The 14,942-nt window shown below is 59.5% G+C and carries 12 protein-coding genes; 8 read left to right on the plus strand and 4 right to left on the minus strand.

Annotated features, from left to right (window positions below):
- Positions 1-376: 376 nt before the first annotated feature.
- The gene (locus QA648_RS10045; protein ID WP_104825153.1) at positions 377-637 is read right to left on the minus strand and encodes an accessory factor UbiK family protein; all 261 of its coding nucleotides are present in this window, start codon (positions 635-637) and stop codon (positions 377-379) included.
- Between the two features lie 264 nt (positions 638-901).
- Here QA648_RS10045 and lgt point away from each other — a divergent pair, with 264 nt between their 5' ends.
- The 6 genes from lgt to QA648_RS10075 all read left to right on the plus strand — a co-directional run bounded on the left by lgt (position 902) and on the right by QA648_RS10075 (position 7,016).
- Positions 902-1,789, plus strand: a complete 888-nt coding sequence (gene lgt, locus QA648_RS10050) for a prolipoprotein diacylglyceryl transferase (RefSeq protein WP_104823732.1) — start codon at positions 902-904, stop codon at positions 1,787-1,789.
- Between the two features lie 78 nt (positions 1,790-1,867).
- Positions 1,868-2,965 (plus strand): class I SAM-dependent methyltransferase, encoded by a 1,098-nt coding sequence (locus QA648_RS10055; protein ID WP_283046626.1) that lies wholly within the window; start codon positions 1,868-1,870, stop codon positions 2,963-2,965.
- Between the two features lie 110 nt (positions 2,966-3,075).
- Complete coding sequence (pgeF, locus tag QA648_RS10060; protein WP_283051291.1) at positions 3,076-3,873, plus strand: peptidoglycan editing factor PgeF; 798 nt, start codon at positions 3,076-3,078, stop codon at positions 3,871-3,873.
- A 1-nt stretch (position 3,874) separates the two neighbouring features.
- Complete coding sequence (locus tag QA648_RS10065) at positions 3,875-5,026, plus strand: Xaa-Pro peptidase family protein (RefSeq protein WP_104823734.1); 1,152 nt, start codon at positions 3,875-3,877, stop codon at positions 5,024-5,026.
- A gap of 55 nt (positions 5,027-5,081) precedes the next feature.
- A complete protein-coding gene (locus QA648_RS10070) occupies positions 5,082-5,978 on the plus strand; it encodes a hypothetical protein (protein WP_283046627.1) in 897 nt (298 codons plus the stop codon).
- 105 nt (positions 5,979-6,083) lie between these two features.
- Entirely contained in the window at positions 6,084-7,016 is a 933-nt protein-coding gene (locus QA648_RS10075; protein WP_283046629.1) for a ribose-phosphate pyrophosphokinase, read from the plus strand.
- 120 nt (positions 7,017-7,136) lie between these two features.
- On the opposite strand, the gene QA648_RS10080 is transcribed toward QA648_RS10075, so the two are convergent.
- The 3 genes from QA648_RS10080 to QA648_RS10090 form a co-directional block, all read right to left on the minus strand.
- The gene (locus QA648_RS10080; protein WP_283046631.1) at positions 7,137-8,372 is read right to left on the minus strand and encodes an MFS transporter; all 1,236 of its coding nucleotides are present in this window, start codon (positions 8,370-8,372) and stop codon (positions 7,137-7,139) included.
- A gap of 25 nt (positions 8,373-8,397) precedes the next feature.
- A complete protein-coding gene (locus QA648_RS10085; protein WP_283046633.1) occupies positions 8,398-9,852 on the minus strand; it encodes a hypothetical protein in 1,455 nt (484 codons plus the stop codon).
- 113 nt (positions 9,853-9,965) lie between these two features.
- Positions 9,966-11,408, minus strand: coding sequence for a hypothetical protein (locus QA648_RS10090; RefSeq protein ID WP_283046635.1), 1,443 nt, complete (start codon positions 11,406-11,408; stop codon positions 9,966-9,968).
- 295 nt (positions 11,409-11,703) lie between these two features.
- On the opposite strand from QA648_RS10090, the gene QA648_RS10095 reads away from it, so the two are divergent.
- Both QA648_RS10095 and QA648_RS10100 read left to right on the plus strand, forming a co-directional pair.
- Positions 11,704-12,321 carry a 50S ribosomal protein L25/general stress protein Ctc gene (locus QA648_RS10095; RefSeq protein ID WP_283046637.1) on the plus strand — a complete coding sequence of 206 codons (618 nt, stop codon included), beginning with the start codon at positions 11,704-11,706 and terminating at the stop codon, positions 12,319-12,321.
- 244 nt (positions 12,322-12,565) lie between these two features.
- Complete coding sequence (locus QA648_RS10100) at positions 12,566-14,932, plus strand: EAL domain-containing protein (RefSeq protein ID WP_104823741.1); 2,367 nt, start codon at positions 12,566-12,568, stop codon at positions 14,930-14,932.
- Positions 14,933-14,942: the final 10 nt, after the last annotated feature.

Genomic DNA, 14,942 nt, shown 5'->3' on the forward strand with positions numbered 1-14,942 from the left:
CCGGAATGAATGCAGCTTCCCCGTGCTCGAACACTGAAAAAACGCAAACAGTTTTACTCCGGAAACATACTCGGGATGATGTTGAACGGCCGCCAGACTAACGCATCCACCCTGCCCGGAGCTTACCAAGTCCGTTTCGAATCATCATTTAAAATCAGTGTATAACGGCATGCCCGGCATGCCAGCCCCTCATCGGAGATTTTGGCGAAGGGCGCTGTGGACAGCTCTTCCGATGTCTATTCAGAAGGGAGTCATAACTGACTCTGACGATTGGCTTTTTTGCCAGTGTCCACAGGTGGAAAAACTGTCGAAAATTTTAGAGGAAAAATGCGCGGCAGACGCGTGCCGCGCCGATTTCTCGCAAAATTAATTGCGATTACTTGCCTTCGGAGGAAAGACGCGCTTCCAGCGCTTCGATTCTTGCAAGCAGCGCTTCGTTTTCGTCGCGCGCCTTGATTGCCATTTCGCGAACGGCTTCGAACTCCTCGCGCTTGACGATATCCAGGCTGTTCAGCCAACGCTCGGCCTGGGCATTGAACGCCGTTTCGATCTCGCGGCGCACGCCCTGGGCAGCACCGGCGGCATCGGTCATCAGCTTGGCGAATTCATCCAAGATACGGTTCGGTCCAGTGCTCATAGTGATCTCCTTACGGCCGTCGGCCCCGAAAATGGACGGCATCATAGATGGGGCCAGATAGATCTGAGGTAAGATTTCCGAGGGTTCGATGCAAGCAAATTGAGATAGAGCGGGACAACCGGTGCCGTGGTGCGGGACACACGAATAATCGACTTGACCGTTTCAGTAGCGAACGCCATGTTCCGCGCACATTGGATTTAGCATGCTCTTATCCAATAGCTGCGTCATAGCTTTGGGAATCATGCTCTAACGGACCCGACAATCTTGCTGACATCCGCCTACCTCGCCGCCATCCTGCCGTTTCCGGATATCGATCCGATCGCCTTTTCGCTCGGGCCGCTGTCGATCCACTGGTACGGCCTCGCCTATGTCGCTGGCATCCTGCTCGGCTGGTTTTATGCGAGACGACTGGTCGACAATGGCAAGCTCTGGCTGAACGACACAGCGCCGATGACGCGTGCGCATCTGGACGACTTCATCCTGTGGGTCGCCTTCGGCATCGTGCTCGGCGGACGCATCGGCTATATCCTGTTCTACGACCTCGATCCGGTGCTCGCCAATCCGATCCGCGCCATCGAGGTCTGGAATGGCGGCATGTCTTTCCACGGTGGATTGATTGGCACGACCATCGCCATGATTTTGTTTGCCAATCGCAACAAGATTCCGGTTTGGAGCCTGTTCGATATCGTCGCCGCCGTTGCCCCGATCGGTCTTTTCTTCGGCCGTATCGCCAATTTCATCAACGGCGAGCTCTGGGGCCGGACCACCGATGTGCCCTGGGCGATGGTTTTCTGCAGCCCGCATATCATAGCCGCTCACCAGGGCGTCTGCCCTGCCGGCCCTGATCCGCGCCACCCCAGCCAGCTCTATGAAGCCGGCATCGAGGGCATCGTGCTCTTCACCGTCCTCTTCATCCTCACGCGCTGGGTGTTGGCGCTGAAGAAGCCCGGCACCGTCAGCGGCGTCTTCGTCATCGGTTACGCCTTCTCGCGCATTTTCGTCGAATTCTTCCGCCAGCCTGATGAGCAGCTCGGCTATCTGCTTGGCACGAACTGGCTGACCATGGGCATGGTGCTCTCCCTGCCAATGGTCGCGATCGGCCTGTGGGCCGTTATCCGCGCCCGCCACGTTGCAGCCAGGCAGACGGCTTGAACTCTGGGTTTAATGTCGCATGATCCGCCCGAAAGCCGCTTCATATTTTTCGGGACCATGCTTTTGCGAGACCAAACGATGACGACCGCGCTCGGGGAAAAAATCAAGGCCATTATCCGTGCCAACGGACCGGTCAGCATCACCGACTATTTCTCGCTTTGCCTCGCTGACCCGCAGCACGGCTACTATAAGACGCGCGAGCCCTTCGGCCGCATCGGCGATTTCGTCACGGCACCCGAGGTCAGCCAGCTCTTCGGCGAGATGATCGGCGTCTTCATGGTGCACGCCTGGCAGCGCCACGGCACGCCGGCTAATGTCCGCCTCGTCGAAATTGGCCCTGGCCGCGGCACGATGATGGCCGACATGCTGCGCGTCATCGCCAAGCTTGCGCCGCCGCTCTTCGATGCGATGAGCGTGCATCTGGTCGAAACCAGCGAGCGGCTGCAGGGTTTTCAGCGCCAGACGCTCGACACTCACGGTGACAAGGTTTCCTGGCATTCGGACTTCGACGAGGTGCCGGCCGGCTTCACCCTTCTTGCCGCGAACGAACTGTTCGACGCCATCCCCATTCGCCAGTTCATCCGCACCGCCAACGGTTTTCGTGAGCGCACGGTCGGGCTCGACGTTAATGACGAGCTGACTTTCACCGCCGGCGTCGCAAGCCTCGACCCTGCGCTTCTTCCCACCGGGCCGCTTCCGCCGGTCGGCACGATCTTCGAAATCGCCCCTGCCCGCCAAGCGGTGATGACGACGATCTGCGACCGGCTCGCTGCCCATGGCGGTACGGCGCTCGCCATCGATTACGGCCATATGGCGACAGGCTTTGGCGATACGCTGCAGGCCGTGCGCATGCATGAATACGACCCGCCGCTGGATCATCCCGGCGAAGCGGACCTCACCAGCCATGTCGATTTCCAACATCTGGCCGAAACCGCTCTTGCTTCCGGCCTGCATATCAATGGATGCTGCCATCAGGGTGATTTTCTCATCGGCCTTGGGCTTTTGGAGCGGGCTGCGGCGCTTGGCCGCGACCACGATGCCGCGACGCAAGACAATATCCGTACCGCCGTGGAACGGCTCGCCGGCGCCGGCGAAGGCAAGATGGGCGAGCTTTTCAAGGTACTGGCCGTCTCCAGTCCGGCGATCGATCTTTTGCCCTTTCGTCCAGTCCGCTGATCAACGCTAGTGATCTCTGCGGATTGACAGAACGCGCATCGCTGGGCCAACATCCCGCTCAAATCGAACCGCTTCGCCACGGAAGCGTTATTTCCAGCACGAAAGAACATATCAAGGACGCCGCATTGCCGACTCCGATCGAAAGCACGCTGCTGAGCGCCGCCAAGAGCGCCGGCATCCGCCACGGCTATTTCACCCGTGACGGCGGCGTTTCTGAGGGCCTTTATCGCGGATTGAATGTCGGCCTCGGCTCCAACGACAATCGGGAGCATGTCCAGGAAAATCGCCGTCGCGTCGCTGCCTGGTTCGGCCTGCCGCTGGAACGGCTCGCGACCGTTCATCAGATCCATTCGCCCGACGTGATCGCCGTCGACGCAAACTACGACGGCACGCGCCCGCAAGCCGATGCCATGGTGACGGCGACGCCAGGGATCGTGCTCGGCGTGCTCGCCGCCGATTGCGGCCCAATCCTCTTCGCTGATCCTGAAAACCGGGTGATTGGAGCTGCCCATGCCGGCTGGAAGGGCGCACTGACCGGCGTTCTGGAAAACACCATCGAAGCCATGGTCGCGCTCGGCGCCAAGCGGGGGCTGATCACCGCCTGCCTCGGCCCCTCGATCAGCCAGGCAAGCTACGAAGTCGGCCCGGAATTCGTGGATCGTTTCGTTACCTACGACCCGGGCTATGCCAAATACTTCATTCCGTCCGAGCAGGCCGGTCACGCGATGTTCGACCTGCCGGGTCTGACGATCGACCGCCTGCGCAAGGCCGGCGTGACCGCCGAAAACCTCAATCTCTGCACCTATCCCGATCCCGACCGCTTCTTCTCCTATCGCCGCACCACGCATGCGAAGGAATCGGATTACGGTCGACAGATTTCCGCTATTGCCATCGAGGAGACGTTCTAAAATGGCCCTGCATTTCGAACGCAGTGAATTCGACGCCCGCCGTGCCCGCCTTCTCGCGAAAATGCAGGAAGAGAAGATCGACGCCATGCTGCTCTTCGCGCAAGAGAGCATGTTCTGGCTGACGGGTTACGACACCTTCGGCTACTGCTTCTTCCAGACGCTGGTGGTCAAGGCTGATGGTACGATGGTGCTGCTCACCCGCTCGGCCGATCTTCGCCAGGCGCAGCTCACATCGGTCATCTCCGACATCCGCATCTGGGTCGACCGCGTGAACGCCGATCCGACTCTCGATCTCAAGGAATTGCTGGTGGAGCTCGATCTCCTCGGCGCCCGTATCGGCGTGGAATACGATACCCATGGCATGACCGGCCGCGTCGCGCGCCTGCTCGACAACCAGATAGCCACCTTCGGCCAGATCATCGACGCTTCCTATCTCGTCAGTCGTCTGCGCCTCGTCAAAAGTCCGACGGAAATCGCCTATGTCGAGCGCGCCGCTGCGCTTGCCGACGATGCGCTGGACGCAGCACTTGCCCTGATCAAGCCCGGTGCCGACGAAGCTGACATCCTTGCCGCCATGCAGGGCGCGATCTTTTCCGGCGGCGGCGATTATCCCGCCAATGAGTTCATCATCGGCTCCGGCGCCGAGGCCCTGCTTTGCCGCTACAAGGCTGGCCGCCGCAAGCTGGATGCCAACGACCAATTGACCCTCGAATGGGCCGGCACCTATGCGCATTACCACGCCGCCATGATGCGTACGGTCGTCATCGGCGATCCGACTCACCGCCACCGCGAACTCTACAATGCGTGCCTCGAGACCATCCAGGCGATCGAAACCGTGCTGAAGCCCGGGCACACCTTCGGCGACGTCTTCGATATGCATGCCAAGATCATGGACGAGCGCGGCCTTGCCCGACACCGGCTGAACGCCTGCGGCTACTCGCTCGGCGCCCGCTTCTCGCCCTCTTGGATGGAGCATCAGATGTTTCATATCGGCAATCCGCAGGAGATCGAAGAAGGCATGTCGCTCTTCGTGCACATGATCATCATGGACTCCGACACCGGCACCGCGATGACGCTCGGCCAGACCTATCTGACGACCTCTCAGGCTCCAAAATCTTTGTCGCGTCACCAGCTCGAATTTCTTAACCGTTAGCGGCGTAAAATAGCGATCCTGAACGGGGTGACCGTCTAAGGAAGGGATCGCGCAAATGGGACTGGTCAGGACAACGTTTGTTTCCGTTGGCTTCTGCTTCGCGCTCGCCGCCTGCAACACGACGGATGCCCTGACCCCGCCCGAAAGCATCGGCGATGCCGGCTCCAGCCCCGTCACCCAACGCGACGTCGAGCGCATGGCAGCCGCGCCGCAACGCCAGCAGAATTATGAGACCGCGCAGGACAGCTATAGCTACCAGCGGCAGGGCTATCAGCAGCAGGCATATCAGTCGCAAAACTATGGCGGTGGTGGCTCGCTCGACGATCAGGCGGCCGCGCTAAGAAGTGGCGGTCGCAATCCCTATGCCTCCCGCCCGCTCGACGGCTCGCGGACCGCCTCCATCCAGTCACAGGATTCGCAGGCTTCGGACGCCGACGAGCAGCGCGAGGCCGATCGCCGCCTCTCCGACGATCCACAACCGCAGCCGCAGCGGCAACAAGCGGCTGAAGACCCGCAGGATGATCAGCAGCAGCCTGAACAACAGCAACAACAGCAAGCCTCCCTTCCCCCGGCCGCGGCGACGGACAGAAACAGCGTCCGCTTCCTGCCGATCATTGGCGCGCCGGTTCAGGCCGTTACACCGCTGTCGCGCCAGCTCGGGGCCGAGGCCCGCGCGCTCGGCCTGACGATCAAGAGCTCCAGCGATTCCAGTGCCAGCTATATCCTGAAGGGCTATCTATCCGCCTTCGAGGACGGACCGCAGATTTCCGTCACCTATGTCTGGGATGTTCTCGACAACAGCGGCGCCCGCCTACACCGAATCCAGGGATCGGAAAGTGCACCGCTGAAGCGCGGCGACCCGTGGGCCGCCATCCCGCCCTCCGTCATGCAAAAAATCGCCACGGAAACCATGTCGGATTTCAATTCCTGGCGCGACTCCCGCGGTGGATAGCCACAAGCTTTTCAGAAATATGAAAGCTATTGCGCTGTAGCCCCTTGCATTCGAGAGCGAGGCGGTTAAAAGCGCGGCTATCAGGTTGGTAACAGGCGGGCCAAAATGAAGGTTTTCGCAGGCAATTCGAACAGGCATCTCGCCGAAGCGATCTGCAATTATCTCAATGTACCCTTGGGTAAGGCCAGTGTCCGGCGTTTCGCGGACCAGGAAATCTTCGTCGAAATCCAGGAAAACGTGCGCGGCGAGGATGTGTTCGTCGTCCAGCCGACCTCGTTTCCGACGAACGACCACCTCATGGAACTGTTGATCATGATCGACGCGATGCGGCGCTCCTCGGCGCGGCGCATTACAGCGGTCATCCCCTATTTCGGCTATGCCCGCCAGGATCGTCGCGCCTCCGGGCGCACGCCGATCTCGGCCAAGCTGGTGGCCAATCTGATCACCGAGGCCGGCGCCGACCGCGTTCTGACGCTCGACCTGCATGCCGGCCAGATCCAGGGCTTCTTCGATATCCCGACCGACAACCTCTATGCGGTTCCGGTCCTGACCCGTGACATCAAGGTAAATTACGACATCAGCAACGTCATGGTCGTCTCGCCCGACGTCGGCGGCGTCGTGCGCGCCCGCGCCCTTGCCAAACGTCTCGACTGTCTGCTGGCGATCGTGGACAAGCGCCGTGATCGCCCGGGCGAATCCGAAGTGATGAACATCATTGGCGACGTGGAAGGAAAAGACTGCCTGCTGATCGACGATATCGTCGATTCCGGCGGCACGCTCTGCAACGCGGCCGACGCTCTGCTCGCACAGGGCGCGGCAAGCGTCACCGCCTATATCACCCACGGCGTTCTCTCCGGCGGCGCAGTCACCCGCATCACCTCGTCGAAGCTGCGCGAGCTCGTCATCACCGACTCGATCCAGCCGACAACGGCTGTTCTCTCCGCCCACAATATCCGCGTGGTCTCCGCGGCGGGCCTCATCGGCGAAGCCATCAATCGCACGAGCCAGGAAGAATCGGTTTCGAGCCTGTTCGACTAGAGCATCCCGCTTTCAGGTGGAATCACCTTGGGGCGGATAGGATGCTCTGGATTCAGAAGACTAGAGCGACCTTTGTGCGCTCAAATGAACGCACGCCGGTCTAAGGCCGGCCGGCTCTTCTCATGCGGGTTTCGCATCGACCGGATGGCTTTGCCTCCAGACAAGCAGCCCTATGCCAACAAGCCCGGCGACAAAGACAGCCGCACCGGCGCCCATGATCGATGGGCCGATGCCGAACCAGGCAAATAGGCTGGGCGACATGAGATAGGCCAGGAAAAGACCGAGGAAGATCGCGCACATCAGCAAGCGGTAGGCCTGCACTAGGCGATGGGGTTCGCTGCGCGTCTGCATCAGGTGCAGCATGGCAAGATTCTCGAACGGGCCGTTGATGGCAGCGAGGCACGCGACGACCATGAGCCATAGACGATCATGCATCAGCGGCAGCAGGAAGACACCGGCGCCAAAAATCAGCTTTGCCGCGATGATCCAAACGACCGGTCTGCGCGGCTTTATGTTGCTGAGGATGAGATTGGTCGTCACGTTGCCGACGCCGTAGGCCGTCATCATCAGGCTGTAATTAGTCAAGGGATCGGCGCTGGTCTCGCGCAGATGCAGGATCATTCCGAGCAGAATGCCCATCGCCCAGGCGATATTACCCATCAGGTTCGTGAACAGGCCATAGAGTATGGCGGCATGGCCCCGCGCCATCCGCCACCCGCCCAACACGCCGTCGATCACCGCCGCCGTCCCCGAGAATTCGCGCCGCCGGGGCGCCGCCGGTAATTTGGCGACGGCCATCCAAACGGCGAAAGCCGAAAGCAGGAAGGTCGCCGCCGTCACCGTGAAGAACTGCGATTTCGGCAGAAAACCATTGACCAGTGCAATCATGCTGGGTCCGAGGATCCGGGCCATGCGCCTCGTCGCGTCGAACAATCCGTTGGTCGCATGACGAATGTCCGGATCGACCGCGATGGTCGGAAGCGTTGCCTGCAACGACGGATCGAAGGCGGAGGTCAGCAAGGCAATGCATCCGGCGAGCACCATCAACAGCGGCAGGCTCATGAAATGCATGAGACCGGCAACGGACAGCACCAACAAGAGAACCGCACGCAGGACGTCGGCCGAGATCATCGTCGTGCTGTGCCGCCAGCGATCCGTCAGAATGCCACCAAACAGGCTGCCGAAGAGAAGCGCGCCTGACTGCAAGGCAGAAACATAACCCGCGTCACGACCGATGAAATCCGCCGCAATCCAGACGACGGCGACCATGTAGAACTCGGAGCCGGTTGCCGCCAACACCTGGCCGGCCCACAGAAGCGAAATCGAGCGTTGGGCCAGCGGCTTTAAGACAAACATGGTCGCATTCTGAAATTCGGGCGGCTTATTTGATGACTTGTCCGTTGATCGTCACGGACTCGTCTTCGGCGATGTTGACCTCCCAACGCGAGCGACCGTCGGGATCGGTCTTTGCAAACCCCTTGGCCATCATCAGACCGAAGGACAATTGATTGAGGTCCGGTTCCGTCTTCGCGGCGTCTTGAACGGCAGAAATGGTCTTGTCGAGATCGCGGGCAAGCACCGTCATCTTCAAGGCGACACGGTCCTTTTCGTTCAACCAACCGCGCATGCTGCCGGAAGCCTCAATGTCGTAAAGGCCCGAAGCCGCGCTGATTTTCGGAAAATTGATCGTCATCGTTCCGTCCGGGAACATGGCCTGCTGCAACTTTTCATCCACGGAGGGCGTACCCTCGGGATTGCTGAAATCGGCCTGCTGCAGGACATCCAACAGGGCGGTAAAATTCAGGTTGGGAACTTGCATCTGCAATTCGGCGGCATCGGGAATAAAGGCGACATAGTCCTCGGGCACCAGGCCGGAGGCCAGGGTCAGCTTTTCGGCACGCATACCGAAATCGGCATTCACCGCGTTGGCCGGCCCGGCCATCTTGAACGAATAACCCACCTGCTGCAGCCCGCCATTGCCGAGCGGGGTCGTCACGGAAATATCCTTGGCGGAGACCGACTCTTCGAACGAGTCGGCAATCGGCATCGCGTTCCGCAGCAATGCCTTGAGCGCCGCGCTTTCGCTGTCGGACAGGGTTTTTGTGTCCTTGTGGTCGGAGACGAAGCGCAAAATCTCGTTCAGCGCCTTCAGCGGCAGCTTGGTCGCACTGGCCTTGAAATCGATCGCCCCGATTTTGAATTCGCCAAGCGTCGCAGAATCGGAAGAAACCTTGTCTTGGAAGGATTGCAGGCCTCCGATCATCTGGAGGTCGAGCTTATCCGGCTCGCCGCTGCTGGATGACGAGAGCGCGTAGTTGATACCATCGATCGTGATATCGTTTTTCTCCACACCATTGTCAGTCATCTTGGTGGCGAGCGTGATGCCGCTGCCTTTCACGTCCATCGAGCGAACATAGTGGATAGCAGGGTCGAAGACGCCCGTGAAACTGGACGATGCCACCCCATAACGGAACTCTGCATCTGGGCTGCTGCCCGGCTTCGAACGCGCCGTCACGTCGATCGCATTGTTCCCCTCGATGTTCCACAGGCCGCTGTCCAGCGGTGTCGCAAGGGCGATCAACGGCTTCAGCCCGGTAATGTCGAAACCGGTGACGTTCAATTTGTCGAAGAATTTCTGCAGGTCATAGGTGATTTCATAGTGACCGCTCGTCGGCGTCACAGCAATAAAGCCGCTCTTAACGAGATCGTCGGGCAGGAAATGCGTCAGGTTGCCGAGCAGGTCCTTTGCTCCCTGCTCATTGACGTCGGCCGCCTGCGAGGCGCCGGCCAGACCAACGGCGAATATTGCCGCAGCGGCAACTGTTTTAAAACGCATAATTCACCCCCGTGATGCTAGGAAAAACAATTTGAAAGCGGGAAAACCCTAAACGTGATTCTCAATTGAATGATGACGCTGCCCGCCCCCCGGCTTGCAAGCTGGACGTGGCGTCAGGGAGCCTTCATCACCTGCCCGTTCACCGTGACGGTCCGATTTTCATCCATCGTGACGTCCCAGCGCAGACGGCCATCCGGATCGGTCTTGGCAAAGCCCTTGGCGGCCAGCAGGCTGAAGGAAACGCTGTTTAGTTGCGGGTCCGTTTTTGCAGCATTTTGAATGGCGGCAACGGTCCCGTCGAAATTGCGTGCAAGAATGGTCGCCTGCAGCGAATAGCTTGCATGGTGCTTCGTGGAACCCTTCAACGCGCCGGAAACCTCAACGTCATAAACACTGGAAGTCGCGCTGATCCTCGGGAATTCGAGGGTCCCATAGCCGCTCGGGAACATGGTGCGCTTCAATGCTTCGCCCGAGATCGGCGTGGCGCGTTCCGCCACGGCTTCCAGAACCGTGTCGACGAGACCATCGAAGTTGATGTTGGGAATTCCGAGCTGCACATCGACCGTCTCGGGCAGGAAAGCCGCATAAGCTGGCGGAATAAGATCGGCGTCCGGCGTGAAATGTTCCGCCCGCACACCGAAATTAATGTTGGAGGCCTTTGTCAGACCATCCATCTTGAAACTATAGTCTAAGCTCTTAACGCCGACCTTCCCTTTATCGGTCGCAAACAGCGCATTGTTCAGCGTCACCGTCTCATTCAGCGAGCCGAATACCGGCAAGGCGCGGCGCACCAGTTCCTCGAACTTCTTGCTGCCGCTCTCCGATAACTGTTTCGCCTTGATGTGCTGGACGAAGAAGCGAATGAGCTCACGCAACTCCTTCACCGGCAAGCTCGTCGCGGTCACTTTGACGTCGATGCTGTCAGCGCTGAGGTTAACGGATGGCGCGCCGGGTGCAGCAGTTTGTTCGCTGAAATGCTGCAGCATACCCTGCGATTGCAGGTCCACTTTGCCGGCCTCGGTACTGTCGGTCACCGCATGGGTGAAGGATGCGCTCTCGATGGTGGCATCCACCTTACGTCCGGCATCTTTGCCGCTGCCGATACTGGAGAACTTGGCGCCGCTGCTCTTCACCTGCATCGAGCGCATCATCTCGATCGCCGGATCGAAAATGCCTTCGACGGAGCTGGATGCGACCGAATAGGTAAGGTCGGACGCAGGCGAATGAACCGAGATATCAACGCTGTTGTCGCCCTTCAGATGCCATCTGCCCTGATCGAGCGGCTGCGCGAACAGCGAGAGCGGCTTCAAGCCGGTGACGGAAAACGCGCCGGAATTGACCTTGTCGAAGAATTTTGCGAGATCGTAGGTAATCTCATATTGATCGCCGGCCGGTTTGACGGCGACAAAACCGCTGCGGGCGAGATCGCGCGAGAGCGAATGCGTCAAGATATTGCGCAGCTCCTTCGCGCCCTGCTCATTGACGTCGGCCGCCTGCGAAACGGCCGTGAGACCGATGGAAAAAACTGCGGCGGCGGCGATAGCCTTGGGGCGCATAACCCGACCTTTCCCTTTGACGCTGATCGATTGGATTCGACTGTTGAAGAGGCCGAGGGTATATGTCAAGCCATTGATAGAAATAGCATCGTCGGCTCTTTATCATGAGTTGCAATGTCATCACAGATGCGCTTTCTCCAGAGATGCTTGCGCCGCCGACCTCTTTGTATTATACGCCACGCGTCCGCGTAGACACCCTTGGAGGCAACGCGGATGAGGCTGGGCTTGCCCTCCTCCAGTTCACCCGGTTCGCATGAACGGATGAACTCTCCAAATAACCTCGAAAGGAATAGCCATGAGCCAGGAAAGCTACGAGCTCAAGGCCGAGGCGCGCGAACGGGTTGGTAAGGGGTCCGCCCGTGAACTTCGCCGCAACGGTTTCATTCCCGCTGTCATCTATGGTGACAAGCAGGCCCCCATTTCGATCGCTCTCAACACCAATGAGGTGACGAAGCGCATTCATGCCGGTGGTTTCCTCACCACGATCGCGACGATCGACGTCGACGGCAAGAAGATCAAGGTTCTGCCGAAGGACTACCAGCTCGATCCGGTCCGCGACTTCACGGTCCACGTCGATTTCCTGCGCGTCTCCGGCAACACCCAGGTGACCGTTGAAATCCCGGTTCACTTCGAAAACCACGAAAAGTCCCCGGGCCTCAAGGCTGGCGGCGTGCTGAACATCGTTCGCCACGAAGTCGAAGTCCACTGCCCGGCCGATGCGATCCCGGAATTCTTCACTGTTGATCTGTCCGGTCACAAGGCTGGTGCCAGCATCCACATCTCGGATATCACCCTGCCGAAGAATGTATCCCCGGTCATCACCGACCGCGACTTCACGATCGCAACGATCGCCGCTCCGGCTGCCGGTCTTGCCGACGAAGAAGAAGGCGGCGAAGAAGAAGCCAACGCTTAATCGGCCTCTTTATCGCGACACATTCAGACCCGCCTCCCCTTGGGGACGGCGGGTTTTTCATGTATAGATTCTAATAAAAGAAATAAGAAATCTAATAATTTTTGAAATCAATACTCTATTTAAATCCATTAACCCCGCGGTTTCAGCAACATTTAACAAATTCGTGAAAGTTTACGCGAAAGAGTTGTAGAGAAAGGCCCAGCCCTAAGATCAGCCGGTCTACGACTGGGGAGCAAGCGGAACTATGAGCCATTCCGTCGAGAACAGGTTTTTCGCGATCGTCTGCGGCGCGCTGCTGGTTTTCGTCGCGCCGCTCTTCGTGTTGTTCCTTTTCCTTTCGTCCGAACGCGCCGAAAAGGAAATCAAAGACCATATCTCCGTCCTGCTCGTCGCCAATGCCCAGGCGCTGGCCAAGCCACTATGGGACCTCGATGAGGACAGCGTCACCCAGATCAGCGCGACGACGGTCGCCGAGGGCGCGGTCGTCAAGGTCAATGTCCGCGATGTCTCCGGCCAGCTCGACGTTACCCAATCCACCATCCCGAGGTCCTACAAGGGCCTCTTGGAATCCATCGCCCGCCCGATCATCTACAACGGCGTGGACGGCGCGAAAAATCTCGGCACCATCACCGTCTACTACCCAGCTCTCGGTCTCTTCGACGGCTTGAAGAACGAGGAGATCGTTTTCATCTCGATCTTCATCTTCGCCGTCCTGACCGTCTTCGGCGCCGCCCTCATCGGCAACCGCATCTTCATCATCCAGCCGCTGATGCGGCTGACCCACGCGGTCGAGGCGACCCGGCGACTCGGCTCGCGCCATCACGTAGATTGGCAGTCGAACGACGAGATGGGACGCCTCGCCCGCAGCTTCAACGACATGCAGAGCAAGCTGGAGCGCGAAGAAACCGAACTGAAGCTTGCCCACCGCCGCGCCACTGACACCTACAATCTGACGCCGGCCATGCTGTTTTCGCTCGACGATGACGATTGCATCGCCGCCGTCAGCGACTATTGGCTCGCCGCTACAGGCTATGGTCGGGCCGATGTGCTGGGACGTAAATTCGCAAGCCTGGTCCTGCCGGAATCGCGCGAGGAATACACCGAACGCAAGAGCAGCCGTCTCGACAGCGCTGCCCGTCTCGACGTCACGGTGAAGTTCCAGTGCCGGGATGACCGGGTCATGGACGTGCTGATCCTCGAAACGACGGCCATCCAGGATGGCCTTACGCTTTCGGTCATGACCGACGTCACCGACCTCAAGCAGTCCGAAGACCGCAACCTGCGCCAGGCAATCACCGACCATCTGACCGGCCTTTTGAACCGTCAAGGTTTCGAGACGGCACTCGATGCGAAGATCAACGAGGCGGATCTGCGCAAGCGCGAGCTCGCCTGCCTCTTCGTCGATCTCGACCGCTTCAAATGGATCAACGACAACATGGGCCATGCCGCCGGTGACGCGGCGCTACGCGAACTGGTTTCGCGCATGCAGGCACGATTGACCCCAGGCGACATCGCCGCCCGTCTCGGCGGCGATGAATTCGCCATCCTGCTGCTAGCGGAAGATGCCGAGAAAAGAGCATTCGATATGGCGGCCCGCATCGCCGAAGTCTTCGAGACGCCTTTCGGCGGCGATGCCCGCCTCAGCGCCAGCATCGGGATTGCCATCTACCCACGCCAGGCCGCCAACGCCGCAGAACTGTTGCTGAAATCCGATATAGCGATGTATGCCAAAAAGCGCGACGGCAAGAACGGCGCGCAGATCTTCGACAACAGCATGCTGGACGATTCCCGCCGCCGTGCCGAGCTGGAGAGCCATATCGAAAGCGGCCTGAGCGACGACTGGTTCGAAGCGCACCTGCAGCCGATCGTCAATATCGATGACCGCTCCATCGCTGGCTTCGAGGCGCTGATGCGGCTGCATCATCCGCAGAAGGGTATCCTGCCGCCGGCCCGGATCATCGACGTTGCCGAGGAGACCGGCTCGATCATACGCATCGGCAACCGCATCATGGAAAAGGCAATTTCCCACTTCGCCCGTCTCTCACGCCTCGACGGCATGCAGAATACCTACCTCGCCATCAATTTCTCGCCGCTGCAATTCGAGTCTGGCCTGCCGATGCGCATCGCGGCCCTGCTCTCCCGCCACGATATCCGCCCGGAACGTATCGTCGTCGAAATCACCGAAGCCGTGCTGATGGACGACAATCCGGAGACACGCACGGTCATCAACGAGATCTGCCGTTATGGCTGCCGCATCGCTCTCGACGACTTCGGCACTGGCTACTCATCGCTGAGCTATATCAACCGCTTCCCTGTCGACATCATCAAGATCGACCAATCCTTCGTCCGCGCGATCAACGATACTGCCTCCGATGTCAGCCTTAAGAGCCGCATGCTGGTCGAAAGCATCACGACGTTGTCGCACAAGATGAACTGCACCGTTATTGCGGAAGGCATCGAGACCGAGGAAGAGTGCGCAACCCTGCGCGCCATGGGCCTCGACTATGGCCAGGGCTACCTGTTCCACCGGCCGCAGCATCCGAACGATCTCATGAAGGCGCTTGCGGGACCGCAGGCTGACTACCTCACCCCCGTAGCGCAAGCATCATAGAGAAACGAGG

Origin of the sequence: Rhizobium sp. CB3171, assembly GCF_029714265.1 — a bacterium.
In the GTDB taxonomy this organism is placed as follows: domain Bacteria; phylum Pseudomonadota; class Alphaproteobacteria; order Rhizobiales; family Rhizobiaceae; genus Rhizobium.

Excerpts from the sequence above, each read along its gene's own strand:
- QA648_RS10080 (WP_283046631.1), bottom strand. The coding sequence starts at position 8,372 with ATGTTTGTCTTAAAGCCGCTGGCCCAACGCTCGATTTCGCTTCTGTGG.
- QA648_RS10065 (WP_104823734.1), top strand. The coding sequence starts at position 3,875 with ATGGCCCTGCATTTCGAACGCAGTGAATTCGACGCCCGCCGTGCCCGC.
- QA648_RS10095 (WP_283046637.1), top strand. The coding sequence starts at position 11,704 with ATGAGCCAGGAAAGCTACGAGCTCAAGGCCGAGGCGCGCGAACGGGTT.
- QA648_RS10100 (WP_104823741.1), top strand. The coding sequence starts at position 12,566 with ATGAGCCATTCCGTCGAGAACAGGTTTTTCGCGATCGTCTGCGGCGCG.
- QA648_RS10085 (WP_283046633.1), bottom strand. The coding sequence starts at position 9,852 with ATGCGTTTTAAAACAGTTGCCGCTGCGGCAATATTCGCCGTTGGTCTG.
- QA648_RS10045 (WP_104825153.1), bottom strand. The coding sequence starts at position 637 with ATGAGCACTGGACCGAACCGTATCTTGGATGAATTCGCCAAGCTGATG.
- QA648_RS10090 (WP_283046635.1), bottom strand. The coding sequence starts at position 11,408 with ATGCGCCCCAAGGCTATCGCCGCCGCCGCAGTTTTTTCCATCGGTCTC.
- QA648_RS10075 (WP_283046629.1), top strand. The coding sequence starts at position 6,084 with ATGAAGGTTTTCGCAGGCAATTCGAACAGGCATCTCGCCGAAGCGATC.
- QA648_RS10055 (WP_283046626.1), top strand. The coding sequence starts at position 1,868 with ATGACGACCGCGCTCGGGGAAAAAATCAAGGCCATTATCCGTGCCAAC.
- QA648_RS10070 (WP_283046627.1), top strand. The coding sequence starts at position 5,082 with ATGGGACTGGTCAGGACAACGTTTGTTTCCGTTGGCTTCTGCTTCGCG.